Origin of the sequence: Paenibacillus sp. GD4 (genome assembly GCF_030846225.1) — a bacterium.
Lineage (GTDB): Bacteria > Bacillota > Bacilli > Paenibacillales > NBRC-103111 > Paenibacillus_G > Paenibacillus_G silviterrae.
In genome coordinates, this window is record NZ_JAVCYK010000002.1 from 1833043 (window position 1) to 1858410 (window position 25368).

A 25368-nucleotide genomic window follows, 5' to 3' on the forward strand; every position below is an offset into this window, starting at 1 on the left:
GGATACGATGAATCAGATTTGGAACCGAAGCAGAGGCGATAAGCTGTTCGATTGGATGAACAATCTATTTTTCGTCGTAGTCTCCCTGGTAATCCTGTACCCGCTTTACTTTATGGTGATCTCCTCCTTCAGCGACCCGGATGCCGTCAATTCAGGGTTAACGTTTTTCCTCCCGCAGGAGATTACCTTTGAAGGGTACAAACGGATTTTTACCGACCCCAGGATTATGTTGGGTTATAAGAATTCGCTTATTTACACGCTTGCCGCCATGATAGTGAAGACGGCGATGACCATTACAGCCGGGTATGTTTTATCACGCAAAGACTTGGTTGGTAGAAACTTCTTCATGATGATCATCATCTTCACGATGTTTTTCCAAGGCGGCTTGATCCCGACTTATTTACTTGTGAAGGATCTCGGTATGCTGAATACCATGTGGGCACTTATCATTCCGGGTGCGGTAAGTGTTTACTTACTTATCATCGTTAGAACCTTTTTCCAACAGACGATTCCCGACGAGCTCTTCGAAGCGGCTTCGATCGATGGCTGCAGCAACATCAAGTTTTTTACCGGCATTGTCTTACCGCTTTCGATGCCAATTATCGCGGTCATCGCTCTATTCAGCGCCGTGCAGGAGTGGAACGGCTATTTCCAAGCGCTTATTTATCTTCGCGATCAGAAGCTGTTCCCGCTGCAAATGATTCTGCGGGACATCCTGATTCAGAACGAAGCCCAGGATTCGATGCTGGAGGTCTCCATGGAGGCGCTGCAGCGTCAGAAGGCGGCGGAGCAAATCAAATACGGCGTTATTATCGTTGCTTCCGTACCAATGCTTATACTGTACCCGTTCTTGCAGAAGTATTTTGTCAAAGGAGTTATGATTGGTTCTGTAAAGGGATAAGGTTATGCAGGAGAGCCGTGGAGAGGATTCGCGGCTTCCTTCCCTCCGAAAATATAAGCGTTGTCTTATGCCGGGAAAGGGGGTGGTGCCGTAGAATAGGCCAAAGGATGGAAGGATGTTAACAAGATGTTCTGACGAGGATGGGACAAAAACAAATTCGAAGGAGGCAACGTTATGAAGTGTAGAAATTGGGCTTTTTCGGGTCTCGTGCTGGCCTGCTGCTTGGCTTTTGGGGGCGCCGCACACGCGGACAATACGACCTATTATGTGGATGCATCGGCTGGCAGCGATACGAATGACGGACTTACGGCTGCGAAGGCTTGGAAGTCGTTGGATAAGGTGAATACGGTGACCTTTCAGCCGGGGGATCAAATATTGCTGAAAGCGGGGGAGCGCTGGACCGGTACGCTGCATCCTCTCGGGTCGGGGGCGGCGGGCAATCCAATCGTCATCAGCCGGTACGGAACAGGTTCGAACCCTTTGATCGAAGGGCAAGGGGCCAGGAATGTCGTCATGCTCTATAATCAGGAGCATTGGGACGTCGGTCACCTCGAAATTACGAACAAAACGGCAACCCAAGGGACAACAGCGCGAAGCGGGGTCGAAGTGATCGGCGAGGACTATATGGCCGGGCCGGTAACGGACATTACGAATGTGGCGACGCTTCATAATATTCGTTTGCACGACCTTTACATTCATGACATTAACGGACAGCATATCAAGACGGTGAATGGAAGCGCGGGTATCAATGTCGTCGTCAAGCGCAGAGGTGACGGACAGCCCAATCGTGTAACCAAGTTTGATCAGGTGCTGATTGAAAATAACAAAATCGAAAATGTAACCCGTACCGGAATCATGGTCAACTCGGCCTGGGGGAGCCGTGCTCAGCAGGGCGGGACGGTTAATCCGCAAATACCGTGGACACCGGCAACGAATGTGGTCATTCGGGGCAATCAGGTGCTGCATGTGAGCGGAGACGGCATAGTGCCCCATGTTTCAACCGGAGCACTGGTTGAATACAACAGAGTACATGGCTTTAACGAGGCAATGGTGGATTATAATGCGGGTATGTGGACCTACAACGGGGACTATACGCTTTACCAATACAATGAGGTATCGGGCGGAAAGACAATCAAGGACGGAATGGCATTTGATTTTGACAACGGAACGAAAGGTCTTATCTTTCAATATAATTACAGCCATGACAATGAAGGCGGAACGGTGCTGATTTGTCAGAATGAAACCAATGGCTCTGTTTCGGATGGAATTTTCCGGTATAACATCAGCCAGAATGACAAGTACCAGATGATCACGGTTTGCGGCGGCAGCAATTATACGAACATGCAGTTCTATAACAACGTATTCTACGTCGGCAGCGGTATAGCGAATAATATGCTGATCAATAACAACGGAAATGCTCCCGCAGGCAACGGACAGGTGTGCTTTAAGAACAATATCTTCTACAACCTGGGTACGGGCTCGTACGCGGCGAAACAAACCTGGACCTATGACAGCAACGTCTTCTTCGGCAACAACAAGCCTACGACCTCAACGATTCCGGATGCGAACATGATTACCGCCGACCCGCGATTCGTAAATCCCGGCACCGGGACCGGCATCGATGGACTGGACGGCTATAAGCTCATGTCAGGCTCCTCCGCGCTTACCAACGGGGCAGTCATTGCGAACAATGGCGGTAAGGATTTCTGGGGCAACCCTGTTTCGGCCGCGAACCCTCCACATCGCGGAGCATATAACGGATCGCCGGAGCTGCTCGGCAACCCGGGCTTCGAAACGGGAACCGAAAATCCTTGGTATCATTGGGGCAGCGCGCTGTTAACGACGAACGCCAGCGAAGTCCGCACGGGCAAAGCGGCCGCCAAGGTCGTTCCGAACTCGGCCTTCGAGCAGTGGGTAACCGTGAAGCCTAACACTACTTACAAGCTAAGAGGCTACGGTAAAGTTTCCGGAGCTGGGGAAACCATATCGATCGGAGCCAAGCTCTATGACGGCAATAAACAGACGGCAGTCCAAATAACGGACACCAGCTGGTCGCAGAAGGAGATTACCTTCACGACGGGGCCTTCGACGACGACGATGCGCGTATTTATTTACAATCCATCTGCCTCCGGCTATGGGTTAGCGGATGATGTAGAGCTTTACGAGCAGTAAGAGAAGGAATATTGTACAAAACTTGCCTGGAATTGTTCAATTCCATCCTCTTACGTCCAAACTATGGGAATGCTTTCAAGCCCGTGTTAAGATGATTGCGGTTGCATGAAAGTAAGTACAAGGGGAGGAAAGTCAATGAACAAAGCTATGAAAGCATTGCTAATTTCCATGGTGGGCATTTCGCTTGCCGGATGCAGCGGCACCCCCGCCGCACCGGAAACGAAATCGGGTCCTGAAGCTGAACCGGTTGTCGACAATAAGCCGGTTACGCTGACTATCGTTGTTCCGCCTTATGCCGACGGAAATTTCAAGGAGTATGTTGAAAAGCCTGTCGCAGCGAAATTTCCGAATATTACCTTCGAGAAAATTGCCTCGAACAACTGGGAAGAAGTGATGGCTTCCGGCGCCAAGCCGGATTTGTACATCATCGGGCAGGATAAGTTTCCTCAGATGAAAAATCTCGGGATCATAGAAAATATGGACCCGCTTATTAAGAAATTCAACATGGATATGAGCCGGTTCGATACGCAATATCTGGATTCCATCAAATCGACCAGCGGTGAAGCTTTTCTGCCGGCACTGCCTTTTTACTCCGGCTTTTACGTTACGTATTACAACAAAGATATATTCGACAAATTCGGCGTGGAGTATCCGAAGGACGGTATGACCTGGGATGAGATGATCGAGCTCGGCAAGAAGCTGACCCTCATGGAGAACGGTACGCAATATCGGGGGCTGCTTCCTGTGAACGGGCCTCAAATCCCCGCAAGCCAGCTGGAGCTCAAATTTTTCGACGACCAGAAGAAGCCTGCCGTGAATAACGAAGGCTGGAAGCAAGTGCTGGAAACGATGCATAACATCTACAGAATACCGGGTAACGAAGAAATTGTCTTTGACAATAAGGCGATTGATCAATTCTTGAAGGAGCGGCGGGTAGCGATGCTCTTCGGATCGAACCTGTTCTCATCGCTTAAGGACGCCGCCGATTTGAATTGGGACGTCGTTACTTATCCGGTTCACAAGCAAGCTCCCGATAAAGGGACGGAGGCCCTTGCGATTGTGCTCGGCGTCACTTCCATGAGCCAGAACAAGGATGCGGCCTTCCAAGTGATAACGGCTGCTCTTTCGGATGAAGTGCAGGAGGAGCTTTCCAAGAACGCCGGGATCACTGTGCTGCAAAATGGCAAAATTCAAGGTGTGTTTGGTCAAAACTTACCGTATTTAAAAGAGAAAAATACGAGTGCCGCGTTCAAGATCAATCGGGTGAAGGGTTATCAGAATTATGGTGCGGCAGGGATCATGATTACGGCGTTGCAAGAAATCGTCAAGGGCAAGGATGCCAACACGGCCTTGAGAGAAGCGGAAGAGAAGCTGGTCAAGCACATGGAGAAGCTGATCGTTAAATAGAACGGCACGGAAGGGAGGCGATCCGCAATGTTGGCAACACCTACGTTCGAACAGCTGAGATGGCAGGATATGGAGCTTGGCATGTTTTGCCACTTCGGCATCAACACGTTTACGGGCCAAGAATGGGGTGATGGTACGGATGACCCGTCGCTGTTCCATCCTACAGAATTGGACGCAGGACAATGGGTGCACACAGCGAAGCAAGCCGGGTTCAAGTATTTCGTGTTGACCGCGAAGCATCATGACGGCTTCTGTCTTTGGCCGACCCGCACTACCGATTATTCCGTCCAATCGAGCCCGTGGAAACAGGGGAAAGGCGATGTAGTAGGGGAATGCGCAGAGGCTTGCCGGGCCGAGGGCATCGGCTTCGGGATTTATGTATCCCCATGGGACCGCCATGAGCCATGTTATTCCGATGAAGCGGCCTATAACGACTTGTACGCAGAGCAGCTGACGGAGCTGCTCACGCAATACGGTCCTCTTGTGGAGGTATGGTTCGACGGTGCGGGCTCCGAAGGACGGGAGTACGATTGGCGGAGAATCATGAAGCTGGTAAAGACACATCAGCCGGAGGCCATGATCTTCAACATGGGAGCGCCGACGATCCGCTGGGTAGGCAACGAGGACGGCGTTGCCCCCTATCCGTGCTGGAACACGGCGGAGACGGCGAGAACCAGCATGTTTACGAAGAGCATGCTGACTTGGCTGCCGGACACTTCGGCCTGGGTGCCCGCTGAGTGCGATGTGCCGATCCGTAAGGGGCGATGGTTCTGGCGGCCGGACGATGAAGATCGTCTCCGCTCGATGGAGGAGCTGGTGGACATTTATTACCGCTCCGTAGGGCATGGCACCGTACTGCTGCTCAACGTCGCTCCCGATGTGCGCGGTTTGTTCCCGGAGCCTGATGTACGGCGCGTACTGGAACTCGGCGACGAGATCCGGCGGAGGTTCTCCTCCCCGATTGCGGAAACCTCCGGTCAGGGGGATGCCGTTGAGCTTGCTTGGACAAATGAGACCGAAATCAATCATGCGATCTTGATGGAGGACATCGCCCATGGGGAACGAATTAGGTCTTATATTCTCGAAGCGCATCAGGGCGGCCAGTGGGTGGAGCTGGTTCGCGGCAGCGCCGTCGGGCATAAGAAGATCGACCGTTTTCCGGTGATCCGTACAAACCGGATGCGACTTCGGATAACGGAGTGCGCAGAGAAACCTCTCATTCGCAAGCTATCCGCTTTTAATGTAACGGAGCAGCCGTAATTCAGCCCTCCCGCCATCGTTCCAATGGCGGGAGGCTTTGCCTTTTATACGTGATGATGGACGGAAGGAGGAAATCAATTGATCGGGCAGAATGCACAAGAAGAGACTCTCATCCGGAGCTATTTCGACCAGATGCAGGTCGATATTTCTGCGGCGGATTGCACCAAGGTTTCTCCGAATTGGCGAAGCATGAACCAGATTCCGAATTACTGCCGAATGTATTTTATTGTGGATGGGGAAGGCTGGATCAAAATACGCGGAAAAGAATATTACCCTGGACCGGGGCAGCTGTTTATATTGCCTGCGGGGGTGGTGCAATCGTTCGCTTCCGTCAATGACAATACGTTTACGAAATATTGGTGCCACTTCACGGCCAAGGTAGGAGAGCTGCACTTGCTTCAGCTGCTGGACGTGCCCTTTTATGTACAAGTTCCCGATACCGTCTATGTGGAGCGCCTATTCCGGACCCTATTATCCGCTTATCGCAGCCATGAGCCGTATTCCCCGCTGCAGGCCAAGGCTGCATTCCTTGAGATCTTCTCTTATTATGTCAGGCATTGCAAACCGCAGAGCATTCAGCTGTCGGTGTCGCCGAATGCGACCCTTCTGAACCAGCTTTTGTCCTATATCGACGTGCGGCTTGGAGAACCGCTTACGGTGGAGGAGTTAGCCAAGGTAGTTAACTATACGCCTAACTATTTCAACCGCTTTTTCAAAAAAATGCTGAACATGACGCCCGTGCAATACATTCTGAAAGCCCGAATGGAGAGGGCAAAACGGTTTCTGGCGACGACGGACCTAAGTCTCAAGCAAATCGCTGGTGAAATCGGCATGGATATTCATTATTTTCAGCGCATGTTCAAGCGAAGCTTCGGATCAACACCCAAGCATTACCGGGAATCGAACCGGCATCAGCCGCAGCAGAGGTATCATATGCTGAGTGACCAAGCGGAGCTCGATGTGGAGACAAACCGTTATTGGGAAGCATGGATCCGTCCCGATGGTGAGGGCGAAACAGAGTGGCCAAGGGTGACTCTGGAGGAGTCCCCTTTGCAAGTTGCAGGTAAGTGGGTGCCTCCGCCTGTCGATTCTAGCCCCAACAGGCTTGCCCTGCCTTCGCCAAGTCAAATACGATGGCATGATTTGGAGCTGGGGATGTTTTGCCACTTCGGACTGAATACGTATACGGAGAGAGAATGGGGGGACGGCACCGATCCGCCTTCCTTATTTCATCCGGAACAGTTTGACGCCAGGCAGTGGGTTCGGGTAGCGAAACGGGCCGGGTTCCGTTATCTTGTGCTGACGGCCAAGCATCATGACGGGTTCTGCCTGTGGCCGACCCGAACGACCGACTATTCCGTCAGGTCGAGTCCCTGGAGGAACGGGAACGGCGACGTCGTTAAGGAGGTGGCGGAGGCCTGCAGGGAGGAGGGTCTTCTGTTCGGCCTGTATTTATCTCCTTGGGACCGGCACGCTCCTAGCTACCGGGATCAAGCCGCTTACGATGACATGTACGCCGAGCAGCTTACGGAGCTGCTGACGGGCTACGGACCAATTGCCGAGATCTGGTTCGACGGTGCCGGCTCGGAAGGCAGGACCTTCGACTGGGAGCGTTTCACGGCGCTGATGATCCGATATCAGCCGGAAGCGATGCGGGTGAACATGGGGAAGCCGACGGTTCGTTGGATCGGCAACGAACTGGGTGTCGCACCGTACCCGTGCTGGAACACGATGGAATCGAAGCATCAGCCCGGCGGCTTGGAATGGGTTCCGGCGGAATGTAATGTTCCGCTCCGCAAACGGCGCTGGTTCTGGCATCCAAACGAAGAGAGCAAAATTCATGAGCTAGGCGAACTGTTTGATATGTATTACCTGTCCGTCGGAAACGGCTGCAACCTGCTGCTGAATGTCGCTCCGGATGCGCGGGGGCTGATTCCTGAAGCGGATGCCCGGCGTGTTGCCGAGTTTCATGACGAGTTACAGCGAAGATTCGCAAAGCCGTTGGTCGATCTATCCGGCCAAGGCAGCGAAATGACTGTGAACTTCTCCGGGCCAAGGATGGCAGATCATGTCATCTTAATGGAAGACCTTCATTACGGCGAACGCGTAACATCGTATGTGCTTGAAGCGGAGTTCGCCGGAGAGTGGATCCCGATCGTCCGAGGCAGCGCAATCGGCCATAAGAAGATCGATCGATTCACCCCGGTCCGAACGGAAAGGCTTCGGTTTCGAACACTGCAATCGACCGGCACGCCGGTGATACGAAAATTTGCTGTATTTCACTCGGCTGAAGAATGAGGATCTGGCTCCCCTGCCGGATCCTTTTCCTTTTCGCACAAGGCAATAAAGGCGGAGGGAGATAGAGAGGTTTCCTTTTTGAAGGTCCGGTAAAAGTAGGAGCTATCGTAAAAGCCGAGATACTCGGATATTTCGGCAACGGTCATCGCCGTGTTCAAGAGCAGGCTTCGGGCTTCCGTGATGCGCAAATGCCGCTGGTACTGGACGGGGGTTTGTCCGGTTACTTCTTTGAACAAGGAAATCGTATAATTCGTCGATCGTCCAATTTGCTCGGCCAGTTCCCTTGCATGTATCGTGCGGCGGTAATTGGCCGTGATGTATTGTTGAATCTTGCCGGATTGCTGCCACTTCATGGGCGATATTTCTCCGGTTTCAACGTCACGGCTAGCTATCCCGATCAGTTCCTGCAAAATGCCGGAGCCGATAAAGCGATGCATCGGTTTGCCTTCCAAATGTTCGCGATGCAAAGCCTCGAACCGCTTCTTGATATACTCGAAATTTCTTACTTTGGCTTTCGTGAAAGCAGGCTTGTCCAATAAGGGAACCGTTCCCGAAGGAATGGTGTGATGGAACAAGGCCGAAAATTTCTGATGGGGCTCCTTCATGTAGTTCTCCGCACCGCGATAGGTCCCCTTCGGAATGAAGACCAGGTCGCCCTTCTCGGCAATCAATGTGGCTTGGTTCATCGTATACTGCAGCCTGCCTTGAACCACAAGGATTAGGATATTCTCATTTACGGTTTGCGGCAGCATGCGCCAGTTCGGAATTTGATCGTCGAAATACGTGATATACTGCGTAATCAGGGGGATACCTCCCTCGCAGGAAATTTATTCTATCTCTATCGTATCACGTAAACTGCTTCGATTTCCAATGATATTATCCCTAAAATTGGTGAATTATACATGGCTTGCAAAGGTCGGCATTACGTATAATTCCCTTATGAATGCGCTTGCATTAAAAAAGGAGGGTATCATTTCATGAGAAAAATAGGTAGAATCTCCGTCTTGTACAGCGTCTTACTGGCGGTGTCTATCGCGGGCTGCAACGGCGGTGCGGACACGCTCCAAAACGAATCCGGCATGAAGCCGGAATTGGCGGGCAAAGATCCGTCAGGTACCGGTTATAACAATGAGCCGGTCAAGCTGGGCATTTATGACTATCAGGCGGGCATCAACGAGCGCGAGCTGGAGACGCACATCCTGAAGCCAATCCAGGCCAAGTATCCGAACATAACCTTCGAGCTGCTCAAAGCCAAGTCGGCCGAGGAGCTGACCGGCTCAGGCATCGTTCCTGATTTGGTTGTTACCAGCAATGTATTTGTAAAGCAAATGCTTGAGCTGGAGCTTGGCGAAAATCTACAGCCGATGGCCAAAGCGGCCAACTTGAACCTGGAACGCGTCGAACCGGAGGTCATGAATGCGATCAAGGCATTCGGCAGCAAGGGTGAGCTCTACGCTTTGCCTTTCTCGATGAATTATGGTGTGATGCTGTACAACAAGGAGATTTTCGACAAATTCGGGGTACCTTATCCGAAAGATGAGATGACCTGGAACCAGACGCTGGAGCTTGCAAAGCAGGTGACCCGGACAGAGAACGGGACGAATTACGTCGGCGTTTCCATGGGTGCCCCGCAGCCTCTGGTGCGGCAATATTCGCTTCCGGTCGTGGATGATAAGCAGGAAAAATCGATTATTGCAGCTTCGGAGGGCTATAAGAAAATATTTACGCTGCTGCGCGGGCAATACGATATGAGCGGTTATCTTGGGCCCAATAAGGAATTCAGCTACGGCATCAACGAATTTCTCAAAACGCAGACGCTTGCCATGCATCCGAACTGGATTGCAGGCGTGACGGATAGCTTAGTTCAGCTGGAGAAAGAGGGCAAAGCCTTCCATTGGGATATCGTCTCCTTTCCAACCTACGACGATCGGCCTAAGCTGGGGAGACAGGTTGATTTTCATTTGTTCATGGTTCCCCCGACAGCGAAACATAAAACGGCAGCATATGAGGTGATCCGGATGCTGCTGCAGGATGAAGCTCAGGTGGCCATGAACAAGGCCGGAAGGATGACGGTGCTGAAGGATCCGGCGCTGAAGAAGGATTTCGCCAAAGATTTGAAGGTGTATGAAGGTAAAAATTTGGCGGGCATATTTAAAGTGACTCCAGCTCCCGCCCCAGTCAGCACGGACTATGACAATAAGATTTATGCCATACTTCAGGAGTCGAACAAAGAGATGGCACAGAACGGCATGGACGTGAATACGGCACTGCGGCTTGCCGACGAGAAAGCAAACAAGCTGATTCTGGAAATGAAGCAGCAGCGCAAATAACGTTTGGAGATCAAGGGAATTCAACGGGAGCCGTCTCAAATTTTGAGACGGCCTGTGCTCTTAATTTTGTCTGGCTGGAACTCGGAGTGTAATGTTCGTCCCTTCCCCTCGTTTGCTGCTAATCTCGACCCCGTAACACTCACCGAAATAATATTGAATCCGGTCATGGACATTCTTAATCCCGATATGCGCTTCGTCCAGCGTATTGCTTGGCTGGGAAATACGATCTCTCAGGTGCTGCAGCTGCTCTTCACTCATACCGCCCCCGCTGTCTTTGACTTGAATGAGCATATCGTCGCCAACGATGGAGGTGGTAATTTCCAGCACTCCGCCGCCGGCTTGCCGTTCTAATCCGTGTACGATGGCATTCTCAACAATCGGCTGCAGCGAGAAATGCATCACATGGATAGATTCCGTGCCCGGTGACAGCTGCTCTCTATACGTAATTCTGTCTCCAAAGCGCATTTGCTGCACCTGAATATAGAGGCGGATCAGCTTGAGCTCTTCCTCCAGAGGTACGGTTTCCTTGCCGGTTTGGATATGAAAGCGGAATAACCGGCCGAGCAGCCCGATCATTTCCGCAATATCACGCTGGCCTTGTATGATGGCTTTCATTTGGATGGATTCAAGTGAATTGGCCAGAAAGTGAGGGTTGATTTGACTCTTCAGGGCACCGAACTGTGCGACCTTCTGCTGAACCTTAGCCATGGCGGAGCGTTCGATATAAACCTGCAGATCCTGGACCATTTTTTGTATCCCGCTGTATAATACACCGAACTCATCCTGCCGGTCACTTCGAATATTGACATCAAAATTCCCCATGCCTACCAGCTTGACTTGTCTGCTTAAGTAGATGATTGGCTTCGTGACGCGTTTATACAGGATCAACATAAAGAGAAGTGCCATGCCAAACGATCCGAAGGCAAGAGCAAGCGTGATAATGCGAAGCAGCTCGGCCGGCTTTGTCATTTCGACTTCATCAATGTACTGAACAACCTTCCACCCGGAAAAAGGAGAAGTAACAAAATTAATATATGATTTGTTACCGTCTATCGGCGCGTAGAAGCTGCCCAGGTGATTGCCGAGTACTGTATGCAGAACAGCGGAATCCAGTTGAATTTCCTCTGATTCGCTGCTGTCCGGAGCGGAATTGTAAATGATCCCGCCTTGCTCGTCCATAATGATAAAATTGCGGTTGCTGTTTTCAGACAGCTTCAGGATTTCCCGTAAGGAGTCCAGACGAATATCCAGCAATATGACACCGAGGGGATTTCGGCTGCCTACTTTGTTAATGACTCTCGCAATGGAGATGACCGGCTCACGCGCGTTGACCCGATGATAAGGGAGATGCGTACCGATCAGAACGACTCCGCCCCGCTGCTCGAGAGTTTTTTTGTACCAGGGCTCTTGTGTAAAATCTTTAAACACATAGTCCGACGGGTTAAAGTTGGCGGAGTAAAATACTCGGTTGCCTGTATAAATCTGGACACTGTCCAAATTTTTGATCGTCATTTCGATGGAGCTGATGAAATTCTCAATGGAGTAGCGGTATTGCAGCTTTTGATCCTCCAGATTATCGATGGCCTGGAAATTCCACTGCTCTAAAGCCTCCAGAAGCTGTCCATCCATCTGTGCATTCAAGGTTCCTTTCTCAATGCTCTGCAAATACTGGTCAATGTTGAAGGAAAGGTTGTTAAGAATCAGATTCGAGCTGCTTTGATATTCGCTTTTGACCGCATCCAGAGAAAATACATAAAGTATGGCGGATATCACCATGAGCGGAATCGTGATGGTTGCAATCATGAGGACGAATATCTGATGATTGACGTGCTTTAACCGGAACCGATTCGTGAAAACTTTGAGTTTTTTCATTTTCTCACAACCCCAGCTGCTTTCGATACTCGGTAGGCGTCATATTCGTTACGCTGCGGAATGTTTTTACAAAATGCTTATAGCTTTTATACCCGCACATATTGCATACGTCCGTGATTAGATAGTGGGGCTCCGCCAAGCATTCCTGCGCATAGCGGATACGGAGCTCCGTAATGAAGGTCATGTAGTTTTTGTTTAGCTTCGCTTTAAAAAGCCTGCTTAAATAAGACGGATTGTAAAAAAAGCGATCGGCCACCATCTGCAGGGTAAGCTCCTGATCAATATGCTCCCGAATATACGTTTCAATCTGTTCAAAAATTTGCGTTTCTTGCGAGCCTGCTTCCGAAGCAGCCCGGTAAACGGAGCTAATATGGTTCATCCATCCGGTCAGCCATGCGAACAACGCCTCTATGGATTGAAACTCGTCGACACATGACAGAGTGAGCAGCTTATCGCTATACATGCCTTCTATGAAAATGCCGTTCCGGTTGGCGAAGCGAAGGGTGAGGCTGATGATCTCCTGAAGCAGCGCAAGCCAAATCTCCGGTGGGGTATGCTCCAGCCGATCGCTAAGTCTTATGGCGATTTCATTCATCAGCTTCACGGTTTGAGCTGCGTTTCCATGCTCCAAACAAGCCAGGATTTGATTCTTCTCTCTTTCGTCCAATGGTAATGTCTGCTTCCTGCTGTCCGAGGGTTCACCCTGAACATTGCCAAAGAATAATCGCGATCCGGGACGGGAAAATCGCTGATACAAAGCCTTCTCCGCTTGCCGCAGGCTGGTGCCGAACTCTTGTAATTGCCGCACCGGCTTCCCCACAGCAAGAAAGAGCGTTTCATGGAAGGGGAGGGCAAGCGCCGTTCCCGTCGATTCGGCTGTTTGACCAGGCATTATCGTCATTACATACATTTTGGATTTAGACAGATAGGTGAACACCCGCTGTGGTGTATCCTTTCCATACATCCATTCGATCGCTTGGTGCACCAGATTCTCAGCCTCTAATCTCCACCGGCGTTTGGTTGGCAGCGATTCCAGATTGCTGGGGATATAAGACGCAACGAAAGATTGAAAGAGGTACGTGTCCCCTAAATCCGAACACAGGTACTTGATGATATCAAGCGGCGGGGGCTCCTCGTCCTCCATGAGCATTCTGACAAGCTCACTGCCTTTGAGTTCCACGTTTTCTCTTACGTCACGCTCCAGTTCCGCACGTTCGCGTAAATCGAGCCGCTTCGCTTCGATGATACGGATCGCTTCCTTGATAGCGGAAAGACTTTCCTCATATTGTAACGGCTTTAATAAGTAAGCATGTACATTGCCAAGTCGGATGGCCTTCTGGGCGTAGGAGAACTCGTTGAATCCGGATAACAGGATAAAGACGGTATCCGGAAGCTTCGGCCGAAGCTGCTCGATCATCTCCAATCCGGTAAGCTCCGGCATGCGAATATCCGTAATGATCATATCGGGCCTCTCCCGTACCGCAATATGGTACCCCTCCAGACCGTTCTCCGCCTCGAGTATCTTATGGAAGCCCAGCTCATCCCAGGAAAAATAATAACGGAGACCCGTTCGAATCAGAGGCTCGTCCTCTACGATTAGTAGTTTATACATTCACTGTGCCTCCTTGAGCCTGGCGTTGATCTACTGCCGAATTGTAATCAGTATACTACTAAAATGACATCCGTTGTTGTGAAAATCATCGAATAGCCGTGATATGTCAAAATAAGACCCTGCAAGGTAAAAGCTAAGGTATTTTGCAAAGTTTTTGTATCCCTTATCATTTAATTATAAATGAAAGCGCTAAACTTTTCATTTAGAAACCATACTAGGGGGTATTTTTGTGGCAGCTTTGAAAAAAGGGCTCATGACCGCAATGAGTATCGCGCTTGTCGGAACACAACTCGCAGCTTGTAGTTCAGAAGCGCCTAAGGCTTCAGAACCGTCAACAGACGGAAAGGCGCCGGCAGCGGCGAAACCGGTTGAAATCACTTGGTGGAACTTCCCGAACTTCCAGCCGCTCGATGGCGAGGTGGGCAAGTATGAGAAGCAGATTATTGCAGCGTTCAATAAGAAATATCCTGAGATCAAGGTAAACCTGGAAATGATTACTTTCGAGGGCGGACCGCAGAAGCTGAATGTAGCGATCGCCTCGAACACCGCTCCTGACGTCATTTATGATGCTCCGGGCCGAATCATTGACTGGGGTAAGAAGAAGCTGTTGGCTCCTCTGAACGATATGGTTTCGAGAGAAGTGCAAGCCGATATTTCCCCGGCTTTCTGGAAGCAGTCTATGGTAGGCGACCAGATCTATATGTACCCACTCAATACCGCGCCGTTCTTGATGGCTGCCAACAAGACCGTCTTCGAAAAAATCGGTGCCTTGGATTTACTGCCCTTGAACAGGCCGGATCGGACATGGACGGTGGCGGAATATGAAAAAGCACTGCAAGCCGTTAAAGAGAAGGCGCCTGATGTGATCCCTTCCGGTTTCTTCGCGAAGAGTACGGCCGGCGACCAAGGGACGCGCGCCTATATTGCCAATCTCGGGGTTTCCAGATTCCTGAGCGAGGATTACAGCAAAGTGGCTATCAATACGGAGCAAGCGGGTAAAGCGCTGGACTGGATCGTACAAGCAAGCAAGGATAAATTAGTTGTGCCGGGAGCCGCTTCTCTAGCTGCAAATGATGTGAATGACTTGTTCCTGCAAGGCAAGCTGGCCATCACGCTCAATTATTCTCCTGTGCTTAAGGCACAGAACAAGCCGCTCAAGAAGGCGCAATTTGAAGAAGTACTGCTTCCGTTCCCGACACCGGACGGCTCGAAGCCGAAGCTTGAGCCTTATCTTGGAGGGATGGCCATTTTCGATAACAAGGATAAGGATAAGATCGCCGCTGCGAAGAAGCTGATCGACTTTATTGCTAATGATGCAGAATGGGGCAAGAAGAACCTGATCCAAACCGGCGGTTTGTCCGCACGCAACTCGATTACAGGACTTTATGACGATGCCGAGTATAAATATGCCGAGCTTGCCCGTCAGTTTATTACTGATCCTCCGACAGTAGCCGACGGCTATGCGGATATTCGTCCCCTGTGGTTCCCTGAGCTGCAGCGTGCATTGACAGGACAGGCAACAGGTAAAGAAGCGTTGGATTCCTTCGCTGCTAAGGCGAACGAAGCCATTGCCAAGGCTAAGGCTCAAGCGAAATAATACACAAAACAGTTGTAAGGGAGCGGCGTTAGGCGGTTTCGCTGCTCTCTTACATTACGGATAGGATGGGGAGAGCTAATGCTAGCATCATTACGCAAAACGAGAGGCTACGTAATTCGGGACTGGCTGATGAGCTACTTGTTTATCTTGCCGGCGCTTGCATTTTTTCTGTTGTTTGTTGCATACCCGATGATTAAGGGAATTTACATTAGCTTTTTTGAATACACGCTAAGAGATTTTGAATTTGTAGGCTTTGGTAACTATGCAGAACTGATGCACAATGAAACCTTCCTCAAATCGATGAGAAATACCATTATGCTGGTTATTATTACCGTACCGGCCGTAATTATATTCTCTATCTTTGTAGCCGTTACCATCTATAAGAAAAATGAATTTACTAGGTCATTCTTTCGCGGCGTGTTTTATTTGCCTGCGGTATCCTCAGTCGTTAGTATCACCGTTGTATGGGGCTGGATCTACCACCCGAATTTTGGAATCTTGAATTACATTACAAGTCTCTTCGGCGCGCAGCCCACGGCATGGTTGGGGGATACAAAGACCGCTTTATTATCTGTCATCGCCGTTCTGCTCACAACCTCCGTCGGACAGCCGATTATTTTGTATGTTGCCTCCCTTGGCAATATTCCCACCTCCTATATAGAGGCGGCCCAAATCGACAGGGCTACACCTATGCAAATATTTGTGAAAATAATCTGGCCGATGCTGATGCCAACGAATTTATATATCATCGTCATTACAACGATTAATACTTTCCAATGTTTTGCATTGATCCAATTGCTGACTTCCGGCGGTCCGGTATACAGCACGTCGACCGTCATGTACGGCGTATATGAGCAGGCATTTCATTTAGGCCAATTCGGCATGGCTTCAGCTATGGGAATTTTGTTAGCCATTATAATCGCAATCATTTCTACCATTCAGTTCAAATACTTCGGCAGCGATGTGGAGTACTAGGAGGGAACCGATGAAAACCTATGCGCAGATCAATTCAAACGTGAGACCGGGCAAATCGAAAGGTCGATCCTCCCTTTTCCAGAAGCTGACGATTTCCAAAGGAATAGCCAATATACTGCTGGTGCTTTCGACCGTGGTCTTCATCTTTCCTTTCTATTGGATCGTAACGGGGGCTTTCAAAATTCAGACAACGGCTACAGCCATTCCTCCCGAATGGATTCCGCTCGAGCCCACTTTGCAGAATTGGGTGGATTTATTCAAAAATCCGGCATGGCGATGGACGTTTAACAGTTTCTTCATAGCCTTCGGCGAAATGATCGCGGTTTGTGCCGTTGCCTCCATGGCAGGTTATGTTCTTGCCAAAAAACAGTTCCCAGGCCGTAAAATCATTTTTACTTTGTTTGTCGCAGCTATGGCATTGCCTAAACAGGTCATCCTTGTTCCCTTGTTTACCATGCTGGCGGATTTCGGATGGGTCAATACGTATCACGGTTTGATTCTACCGGCCATAGGCTGGCCCTTCGGCGTATTCTTGATGAAGCAGTTCGCTCAAACCATTCCGGGTGAGCTGATCGAGGCGGCTAAGATTGACGGCTGCTCGGAGGGACGGTTATTTGTAACTATCATTTTGCCGCTTCTGAAGCCGGCGGTAGGTGCGCTCGCAATCTTTACCTTCATCGGCGGATGGAATGACTATTTCAGCCAATTGATTATGACCCGAACCAGCAACATGATGACACTGCCTCTCGGCATATCGACTCTACAGGGCGATATTGCCACGAATTACGGTGTACTTATGGCAGGAGCGGCATTGGCATCCATCCCTATGATCACGATCTTCCTGGTATTCCAGAAAGCCTTCACACAGGGAATTACGATGGGGGCGGTGAAGGGATAACCGGATCAAAAACTAAACGAATTCTTAGCGGCAGGCACATATTGTGTCTGCTGTATTTATGTGGGTATAACCAAAAGAACAGGTAAAGTTACAGGGATGTGAGGTAAAAATTGAGGGATATCCACCGTCCAAGTCACCCTCTAAGATAGTAATAGAAAGACCTCCGTCAACAAAATGAAGCCAGTATTCTAAAGGGGGACATAGATAATGAAACGGTGGAATGCATCCGTTCGCAGGTGGAATTCAATTCATAATCAGTTTTTATTCTTTATCCTATTGTTCTTAATTATACCTCTATTTCTCAGTATGTTCTGGGTCTTTAAGCCGCTCGAGAAGGTTATTGAGCAAAAGATCGGAAAAGCAACGGAAGAGGCTTTATACCAGGTCGATTTTCATATCGAACGATTCCTGCATGAGATGCTGAAATCAGCCGTGGATATCTCTACCAATTCCAATGTCATTTCCATGCTTCAGTACCCTAACGAACTGTCATATTACGACAAGCTAAGATTGACGGATTCCGTCATTAACAAGCTATATACCACCTATTTAACCGAAACCCAGATTACTCTTCTGGATAGAAAAGGGAATTGGATCAGTAATAAGGTCATCACTACACAATTATATGATCATATTGTCTCATCCGATTGGTATAAGGAATTGATCAAGGAGCCGATGGGGATCCGTTGGATTGCGAATGATGCGTCGAATTACATTTACTTGGATAAGAAGCGTATGGTGACCTTAGCCAAAACGATCACCAACCACCAAACCAATGAAAATATTGGTATCGTTCTGATAAGTGTAAATGAAAGCGATATCAATTCATTCTTTGAGAAGCTGGAGGGAGAAGCGGCCATACTAAACGAGCAAGGCGGTTTTGTGGCGGGAGCGTTAAGTGAAGGGTTATTGATGCCGGGCACGGAGGATTCGGACGATATATGGGGGAGCATGAAAGGGCAATTCATCTCACAGAAAGGCAACAGCAAATCCATTATTAGCTACGACACGATTACCGCAACGGGCTGGAAGCTGATCCAAGTCATTCCACATGATAAGGTATTTAAGGAAATATTCGATATTCGAAGAACGAGTCTTCTTACAACCGGATTCATTGTCTTAGCATTTTTACTTCTCGCCGTATCCATAGCCTATAGTGTCTCCAAACCGTTAAAGCTTTTAAACAAACGAATGCAAGAAATTGAAAAGAACGATTTTAACAGCTCACTTTCTCTTTCCGGACCTAAGGAAATTTCCACGGTAATCGAATCTTACAATCATATGGCCAGACAGATCAGAGAGCTGCTCGGACGGTTAAAGGATGAGTATGAGCAGAAGGAGGATATGAGGTTTCGCGCATTGCAAGCGCAGATTAATCCTCATTTTATCCTGAATACGTTAAATAATATCAAGTGGATGGCCTATATTCGAAATGACCGCGAGGTCGGGGAAATGCTGTCCAGCCTGGGAAGTATGATGGAAGGAAGCATCGGCAGAGGAGATAAGCTCATTACGCTGAAAGAGGAAATGGAATATGTGAAACACTACATTACCTTAATGAAGCTGAGATATAACGAAAAATTATCCGTGGACTTCGCGATTCCGGAATCATTGTACCACCACGAAGTGATTAAATTTATGCTGCAGCCGATTGTTGAGAACAGCATCATTCACGGGATTGAACGGCTGGAGCGTAACGGCGTTATCCGAGTGGAAGCGGAGGCGACGGAAGAGCGGCTTATCATCCGAGTGATAGATAACGGATTGGGGATAGAAACCGAGCAGCTCTTAGTACTGCAGCAAAGTCTTCTTAACGGAGTGACAGATTCCAAGAGCATCGGGGTTCGTAATGTCCATGAACGGATTCGTTTGCAATACGGAGAAGGGTACGGACTGCGTTTTGAGAGCACATACGGAGAAATGACGAAGGTAGAATTGGAGCTCCCATTAAGATCAACAGAAGGAGGGGGTGGGGTGACATGCTGAAGGTAATGGTGGTAGATGATGAATTTTTGGTACGATTGGGGATTAAATCTTTAATTGATTGGGAACAGCATCAATTCCACTTTATCGGTGATGCGCAGGATGGGTTAGAGGCTCTGAACTTACTGGAGAAGCAACAGGTGGATATCATTCTTACGGATATTGTCATGCCGAGGATGAACGGGATTGAATTGATCGAAAGGGTAAAATCCGAATATCCGGAAACACATATTGTTGTTCTAAGCAGCCACAATGATTATGAATATGTAAGAAAAGCCATGAAGCTGGGTGTTGACGATTATATCTTAAAGGCGTCGCTGACTCCGGAGGAGCTGCTGCAAATGCTGCTGGAGGTCTCTGCCAAGATTGCAGACCAGCGTTCTGCCTCCGGTTTCTCGCATGCGGCTGCTGCTTCTTACGGCACCTTGCAGCAGATGCCGCAGTATCCGTTTGAGGACCAGCCCGCTATTTTGCTCTTAGTGAGACCGGATACAAGGCTGTCATCCGATCTTACGAAGGACTCGCTCAAATTGCTGAATCTGATTGAGATCCAGCTGAAGCGTAAGGAGGGTGGCTTCCTATATTCCGTCAAGCAGGATGAAATCGTGATCCTGCTTCCTGTAGTTGACGACTCGGAACGATCGAAGGAGGAGGCGCTTGCCTTCGGCCAAGAGGTAGCCGCGGCAGCCAAGCGATATATCGATCTCCCCGTGGTAGTCGGAATATCCGGGGATTTTCAAGGGGAGGAGCAATTGGAGCCGGCGTATGCCCAGGCGGAGGAGTCGCTTCTGCAAGCCATGTCCGATAGCAAAGATAAGATCTATCGGGAAGACATTCAACAGCTGATGTCATTTATCCATGAGCATTACACGGAGGAGCTCAGCTTAAAGCGCGCGGCCGAAATGATTCGAATGAGCGAGAATTACGTAAGCTATCTCTTTAAGAAGGAGACCGGGTTCGGTCTGTCGGAGTATTTAAATCAAGTAAGGATTCGCAAGGCGGAAGAGCTGCTGCTGGAAACAAGACTTCCGATCTACTTCATTGCGGAGCAAGTAGGATATGAGAATATTAATTATTTCGGACGGATTTTCAAGAAATTGAAAGGTGAAAGTCCACAGCAATTTCGGTCTAAATATCAAAAGTAAAGCCGGTTATGTTTGGGATTGTAAATTTGTGAAGATAAATCGTAGAAAAAGAATAGCATCGACCAAACATCCGAGTTTTGTGAATAAAACGCGAAGATCCGTTCCTGTATCCCCTTCCTGAGCCGTTATATACTAAGAATGTAAGCGCTACAACATCTTAGATAGGAAGGGTGGTCATAACCTTGCGAACGACACCGGTATCGCGTTCCATCAAAGGGGAAATGTGGGGACTCTTCTTCATTGCTCCTTTCGCCATTTTGTTTTTGTTGTTTGAGATTTACCCCATTATGAATGCGTTTTATCTTAGCTTTTTTGACTACGGATTGGGTAGGAAAAATTGGATCGGCTTGGATAACTACACCAAACTGCTGTCGGACGATGTGTTTCTGAAATCTATCATGAACACGTTCGGCTTTGTAGTAGGCACTGTACCGCTTACCTACCTGTTTGCAGTTTTCGCGGCGGTACTGATATTTGGTAAGCACAAGCATCTTGCTTCTTTTTTTCGTGGCGCCTTTTATCTACCCATCATATCCTCTCAGGTAATTCTGTCATTGATCTGGGCTTGGATTTATAACCCTGTGAATGGGATCGCCAACTACTCGCTCTCCAAGCTGGGTCTCGGACCGATCATGTGGCTGTCGGATGAACGATTTGCCCTGCTGGCACTGATCGTGGTGGTCGTTACCTTTAACGTAGGACAACCTATTATTCTGATTCTGGCTGCTCTCGGGAATATTTCTCCCGATTATTATGAAGCCGCGGATTTGGACGGTGCCTCTTCCGTCAGAAAATTCTGGCATATTACGCTGCCGCTGTTAAAGCCGACATCCCTTTACATTCTGGTGATGTCAACGATCTGGGCATTCCAAACATTTGTCGTTGTACAGCTACTCACAGGCGGCGGTCCTAACTACGCGACATCCACGATCATGTTTTTGTTATACGATACTGCTTTTGTATACGGACAGCTTGGTTTGGCCTCTGCGATGGGCATTATTATTACCGCTTTAATCTCCGTGGTAGCCATCGCTCAGTTCAAATTAATGAAGTCCGATGTACAGTACTAGGAGGTGAGCTGGATGAAGAATGCGGCTTTCCTCATGGTGAAGGGTGTCGGCAATGTATTATTGTATGCTCTCGCAATGATGTTTATCTTCCCGCTTTATTGGATGATCACGGGTGCCTTCAAGAATCAAAGCTCGACGGTGAAAGTACCGCCGGACTGGATCCCGACAGCCCCGACGACACGAAACTTTATTGAGCTGTTCGAGGACGGTTCGATCTTCTCTTGGCTGTATAACAGTGTGTTCATTTCAATCGTAGCTACGATCGGGGTATGCCTTGTTGCCTCTATGGCAGGCTACGCCTTGACCAAGAGAAAGTTTAAAGGTGCGGAGCTTTTTTTCACCCTCATCCTGATGGCTATGTTCATACCAAGACAGATTACTTTGGTTCCCTTGTTTTCCATGATGCGTGACTTCGGACTTGTGAATAACTTGGCTAGCGTCATCCTGCCGGTTCTGACCATTCCTTTCTCCGTTTTCATGATGAAGCAGTTTAGCGAATCGATTCCGACCGAGCTTCTTGAGGCCGGAAGAATTGACGGGTGCTCCGAGCTCGGACTATTCTTTCGAATTTTCCTGCCAGTGGTCAAGCCGGCTATCGGCGCATTAGCCATCTTCACCTTTACCTATGCGTGGAATGACTATTTGTGGCAGTTAATTATGCTTAGCGAGAAGGAGAAAATGACGGTCAATGTGGGAATTGCCACTCTAGTATCCGAATATGTGGCGAATTACGGTCTGCAGATGGCAGCGGCAACGCTCGGGTTTATCCCGGTGTTTATCATTTTCCTTATGTTCCAAAGCTATTTCGTGAAGGGCATAACACTCGGCGGCGTCAAAGGCTGATGCTGCTCCCATGAAGGGGGGTGAGACACTTCTGGGTGTTACGCAGGGCGAAATAGGTAAAAGACTTTCAACTATGGAGGGGTTCATATGAAAAAATCCACACTTTCGATTCTATCCATTATGCTGGCGGCAACAGCAGCGGCAGGCTGCGCAAAAACAGAAGAGCCGAAGCAGGATGCCAAAGCGCCTGCAGCTGCCAAAGATCATGTTCAATTGACCTGGTGGGTCGATACTCGCGGCGATGTGCAGCAGGCTTATGAAGAAATGAAGCAAGGCTTCGAGAAAGCGAATCCGAACGTCAAGATCAATATTGTCAAAACCCCGGATGACCGTATCAATGAGCGGATCAGCATTGCGGCGAACACGAATGAAATGCCGGATATTCAGCAGGGCTCGTTCTTCTGGCCGCTGTCTTACGCGAAGAAGGGGCTGCTGGTTCCGCTCGACGATATTGTGGATAAGCAGGACTTTGAAGAGAAAACCCTAAAGAATGTCTCGGTGGACAATAAGATATACATTTACCCGAACAGCACGGTTGCGATCGGTTTTCTCGTTAACAAAGATTTATTCAAGGAAAAAAATGCACTTGATCTGCTGCCTAAAAACATGGAGCCATGGACCTTCGATCAGTTCTTGAAAGCGGCTAAAGCCGTAACCGATCCAGGAAAGCAAGTGTATGGCTATGGACTATACGCAGGTGATACCGGCGGCGACCAAGCGACCCATTCCCTGCTCTGGGGATTCGGTGCCAAGACATGGAATGATGAGAATAACAAGGCGATTCTGAATTCTCCGGAAGGCGTTAAGGGAGTGGAGTTCTTAACCCGTTTGATCGATGAAGGCGTAGTTCCTCCCGGAGCTCCGGGGTTGAAAGCAAGCGCCCTCATGAACGATATGTTCGTTCAAGGGAAGCTCGGGATGGCGTTCGGAAACATCGGCAATCTGCCTACATTAAACAAGGCTTTCACGGAAGGGACCGCGAAGAAATTCGAGGTGGATATCGTTCCTTTCCCATCCGTAGACGGCAAGTCGTCGAATACTGTCTTGTTTGGGTACGGAACCTGGATGTGGAATACCAAAGACGAAACAAAGATGAAGTGGGCTAAAGAATTTATTAAGTATGCGAATAGTCAAGAAAATATGGCGAAAATGGCGAAGGCCGAATCCGTTCTCATTGCACGCAAATCCTTAGCGAAAACTTACGCGGAAGGAACACTTCAATACAAGACGACACAGCTGTTTAAATACGCCGGCAACATCGGTCTTTCCGTGCCGGGATATCCGGAAACACGCAGTGCGTTCTACCCTGAGCTGCAGGCAGCGTTCACGAAGAAGAAGACAGCTCAGCAGGCATTAGATGATTGGACAAAAAAGGCGAATGAAATCATTGCTAATTCTTCCAAGTAAACGGAGCTGAAACCATGCTGCTGGGCAGAAAAGAACGTTGGATGTCGGATCGTTCCTTCATGCATCCTAAGCTGAGGGAAGTTATGGACATGATGCTGAGAACAAACTTCTCTGAGCTTCAGGAAGGCAAGTATTCTTTGCAGGGCAATGATGTGTACTATACGATTATGACTCTCGAGACCAGGGACAGGAAGAACACCAAAGCGGAGAAGCACGAACAGTATATCGATATTCATTACCTGCTGGAAGGTACTGAAACCATAGGCTATGCATGCGATAACGGCATGAATGGGGTAGTGGAGAGCAATTTGGATAGTGATTATGTATTGTATGAGAACGTGCAGGGCGAGCAGTTCACTACTTTGACGCCGGGGATGTATGTGGTTTTGTATCCTTCGGACATTCATAGACCGGGATTAACGGGATCATCAGCTGAGCCCATTTCGCAACACATTCGGAAAGTGGTTTTCAAGGTAAAGAAGGAGATTGTTCAATAATGTACGGGAAGCGCTTGGTGACATGAAGCCGAGCGTTTTTCCTTCATGCCGCGGTGAATCGTTCCGCTTGGTCGATATGTCAGAATCGGACCAGACAGCATGTAAAAAGTAAGGGATTCTACATGGACCAAGGAAGTTTTAAGATAGAAGCAAGATCGATCTATTCCAAAAGGAGAAACGATGATGACAGCATATGATATTAACAGATTCAAAGGAATTACTGTAGCTATGTACTCTGCCTATGACGAGAACGGTGAAATCAGCGAAGCGGCTGCAAGGCAGCTGGCTCGTTACTATGCGAACACGGGTGTTTCCGGACTTTATGTAGGCGGAAGCACGGGAGAAGGGATGCTTCAATCCGTAGAGGAGCGGAAGCGTACACTAGAGGCGGTCATCGCTGAAGTCGGGAACGAGCTGACGATTATTGCTCATGTGGGTGCACCTTCCACACGGGATAGCGTAGAGCTTGCCATTCATGCAGAGCAAGCAGGCGCTCATGCGGTATCGGCTGTACCGTCCATCTATTACCGCCTATCCCCGCAAAGCGTGGAGCAGCACTGGCTTTCCATTATCGACAGCACGCAGCTTCCTTTCATCATATACCATATTCCGCAAACAACCGGATTTCACTTGTCCAAGGCGCTCTTGACGAAGATGGCTGCCCATGAGAAGGTCATCGGAGTTAAGATTTCTGCGGAAAGCACGTATGAATTGCAGCAATTCAAAGCGGCCGGAGGGAAAGATTTCCTTGTACTGAACGGACCCGACGAGCAATACCTGGCAGGCCGCAGCATCGGTGCTGACGGCGGTATCGGCGGTACGTATGGCGTGATGCCGGAATTGTTCCTGAAGATCGAAAAGTGTTACGTGGAAGGGGATATGGAGGCTGCGAAGGAGTGGCAGTTTATTACGAACGAGCTGATTTCGGAGCTGCTCTCCTTCCCGTCATTGTATGGCGCTTGTAAGGCAATCATGGAGCTTCGCGGCTTGCCATGCGGAGGCGTTCGGATGCCGCTGCTTCCGGTCGGTGAAGAGAATATGGATCGTCTGAAGGCATTGAATGATAAAATGCTTGGTCTTATCGCCAAGGCTAGCCTGTGA

Annotated in this window: 19 protein-coding genes; 16 read left to right on the forward strand and 3 right to left on the reverse strand. The window is 49.1% G+C overall.

Annotation, left to right across the window (positions count from 1 at the left end; translation table 11 throughout):
• Positions 1 to 7: 7 nt before the first annotated feature.
• The 5 genes from RAC89_RS30785 to RAC89_RS30805 all read left to right on the forward strand — a co-directional run bounded on the left by RAC89_RS30785 (position 8) and on the right by RAC89_RS30805 (position 8038).
• On the forward strand, positions 8 to 901 hold the full coding sequence (locus RAC89_RS30785; protein WP_284645186.1) for a carbohydrate ABC transporter permease: 894 nt from the start codon (positions 8 to 10) through the stop codon (positions 899 to 901).
• A gap of 174 nt (positions 902 to 1075) precedes the next feature.
• Positions 1076 to 3073: a carbohydrate binding domain-containing protein gene (locus RAC89_RS30790; RefSeq protein ID WP_306617464.1), complete on the forward strand. Its 1998-nt coding sequence runs from the start codon at positions 1076 to 1078 to the stop codon at positions 3071 to 3073.
• A 135-nt stretch (positions 3074 to 3208) separates the two neighbouring features.
• Positions 3209 to 4480 carry an ABC transporter substrate-binding protein gene (locus tag RAC89_RS30795; RefSeq protein WP_306617465.1) on the forward strand — a complete coding sequence of 424 codons (1272 nt, stop codon included), beginning with the start codon at positions 3209 to 3211 and terminating at the stop codon, positions 4478 to 4480.
• 27 nt (positions 4481 to 4507) lie between these two features.
• Complete coding sequence (locus RAC89_RS30800; RefSeq protein ID WP_306617466.1) at positions 4508 to 5740, forward strand: alpha-L-fucosidase; 1233 nt, start codon at positions 4508 to 4510, stop codon at positions 5738 to 5740.
• A gap of 78 nt (positions 5741 to 5818) precedes the next feature.
• Complete coding sequence (locus RAC89_RS30805; RefSeq protein ID WP_306617467.1) at positions 5819 to 8038, forward strand: alpha-L-fucosidase; 2220 nt, start codon at positions 5819 to 5821, stop codon at positions 8036 to 8038.
• On the opposite strand, the gene RAC89_RS30810 is transcribed toward RAC89_RS30805, so the two are convergent.
• Entirely contained in the window at positions 8020 to 8790 is a 771-nt protein-coding gene (locus tag RAC89_RS30810; protein WP_306617468.1) for an AraC family transcriptional regulator, read from the reverse strand. The genes RAC89_RS30805 and RAC89_RS30810 overlap by 19 nt on opposite strands.
• A gap of 225 nt (positions 8791 to 9015) precedes the next feature.
• Here RAC89_RS30810 and RAC89_RS30815 point away from each other — a divergent pair, with 225 nt between their 5' ends.
• Positions 9016 to 10368: an ABC transporter substrate-binding protein gene (locus tag RAC89_RS30815; RefSeq protein WP_306617469.1), complete on the forward strand. Its 1353-nt coding sequence runs from the start codon at positions 9016 to 9018 to the stop codon at positions 10366 to 10368.
• Positions 10369 to 10428: 60 nt separating this feature from the next.
• On the opposite strand, the gene RAC89_RS30820 is transcribed toward RAC89_RS30815, so the two are convergent.
• Both RAC89_RS30820 and RAC89_RS30825 read right to left on the reverse strand, forming a co-directional pair.
• Positions 10429 to 12240, reverse strand: coding sequence for a cache domain-containing sensor histidine kinase (locus tag RAC89_RS30820; RefSeq protein ID WP_306617470.1), 1812 nt, complete (start codon positions 12238 to 12240; stop codon positions 10429 to 10431).
• A gap of 4 nt (positions 12241 to 12244) precedes the next feature.
• Positions 12245 to 13852: a response regulator transcription factor gene (locus tag RAC89_RS30825; protein WP_306617471.1), complete on the reverse strand. Its 1608-nt coding sequence runs from the start codon at positions 13850 to 13852 to the stop codon at positions 12245 to 12247.
• Between the two features lie 229 nt (positions 13853 to 14081).
• Here RAC89_RS30825 and RAC89_RS30830 point away from each other — a divergent pair, with 229 nt between their 5' ends.
• The 10 genes from RAC89_RS30830 to RAC89_RS30875 all read left to right on the forward strand — a co-directional run bounded on the left by RAC89_RS30830 (position 14082) and on the right by RAC89_RS30875 (position 25368).
• The gene (locus RAC89_RS30830) at positions 14082 to 15449 is read left to right on the forward strand and encodes an ABC transporter substrate-binding protein (RefSeq protein WP_306617472.1); all 1368 of its coding nucleotides are present in this window, start codon (positions 14082 to 14084) and stop codon (positions 15447 to 15449) included.
• 78 nt (positions 15450 to 15527) lie between these two features.
• Positions 15528 to 16424 carry a carbohydrate ABC transporter permease gene (locus tag RAC89_RS30835; RefSeq protein WP_306617473.1) on the forward strand — a complete coding sequence of 299 codons (897 nt, stop codon included), beginning with the start codon at positions 15528 to 15530 and terminating at the stop codon, positions 16422 to 16424.
• Positions 16425 to 16434: 10 nt separating this feature from the next.
• Entirely contained in the window at positions 16435 to 17322 is an 888-nt protein-coding gene (locus RAC89_RS30840) for a carbohydrate ABC transporter permease (RefSeq protein WP_306617475.1), read from the forward strand.
• A 207-nt stretch (positions 17323 to 17529) separates the two neighbouring features.
• Complete coding sequence (locus tag RAC89_RS30845; RefSeq protein WP_306617477.1) at positions 17530 to 19308, forward strand: sensor histidine kinase; 1779 nt, start codon at positions 17530 to 17532, stop codon at positions 19306 to 19308.
• The gene (locus RAC89_RS30850; RefSeq protein WP_306617479.1) at positions 19302 to 20450 is read left to right on the forward strand and encodes a response regulator; all 1149 of its coding nucleotides are present in this window, start codon (positions 19302 to 19304) and stop codon (positions 20448 to 20450) included. The genes RAC89_RS30845 and RAC89_RS30850 overlap by 7 nt, the downstream gene beginning before the upstream one ends.
• A gap of 182 nt (positions 20451 to 20632) precedes the next feature.
• A complete protein-coding gene (locus RAC89_RS30855) occupies positions 20633 to 21520 on the forward strand; it encodes a carbohydrate ABC transporter permease (RefSeq protein ID WP_306617481.1) in 888 nt (295 codons plus the stop codon).
• Between the two features lie 12 nt (positions 21521 to 21532).
• The gene (locus tag RAC89_RS30860) at positions 21533 to 22363 is read left to right on the forward strand and encodes a carbohydrate ABC transporter permease (RefSeq protein WP_306617483.1); all 831 of its coding nucleotides are present in this window, start codon (positions 21533 to 21535) and stop codon (positions 22361 to 22363) included.
• Between the two features lie 87 nt (positions 22364 to 22450).
• Entirely contained in the window at positions 22451 to 23770 is a 1320-nt protein-coding gene (locus RAC89_RS30865) for an ABC transporter substrate-binding protein (RefSeq protein WP_306617485.1), read from the forward strand.
• Positions 23771 to 23784: 14 nt separating this feature from the next.
• A complete protein-coding gene (locus tag RAC89_RS30870) occupies positions 23785 to 24267 on the forward strand; it encodes a NanQ anomerase/TabA/YiaL family protein (protein ID WP_306617487.1) in 483 nt (160 codons plus the stop codon).
• 180 nt (positions 24268 to 24447) lie between these two features.
• Positions 24448 to 25368, forward strand: coding sequence for a dihydrodipicolinate synthase family protein (locus tag RAC89_RS30875; protein ID WP_306617489.1), 921 nt, complete (start codon positions 24448 to 24450; stop codon positions 25366 to 25368).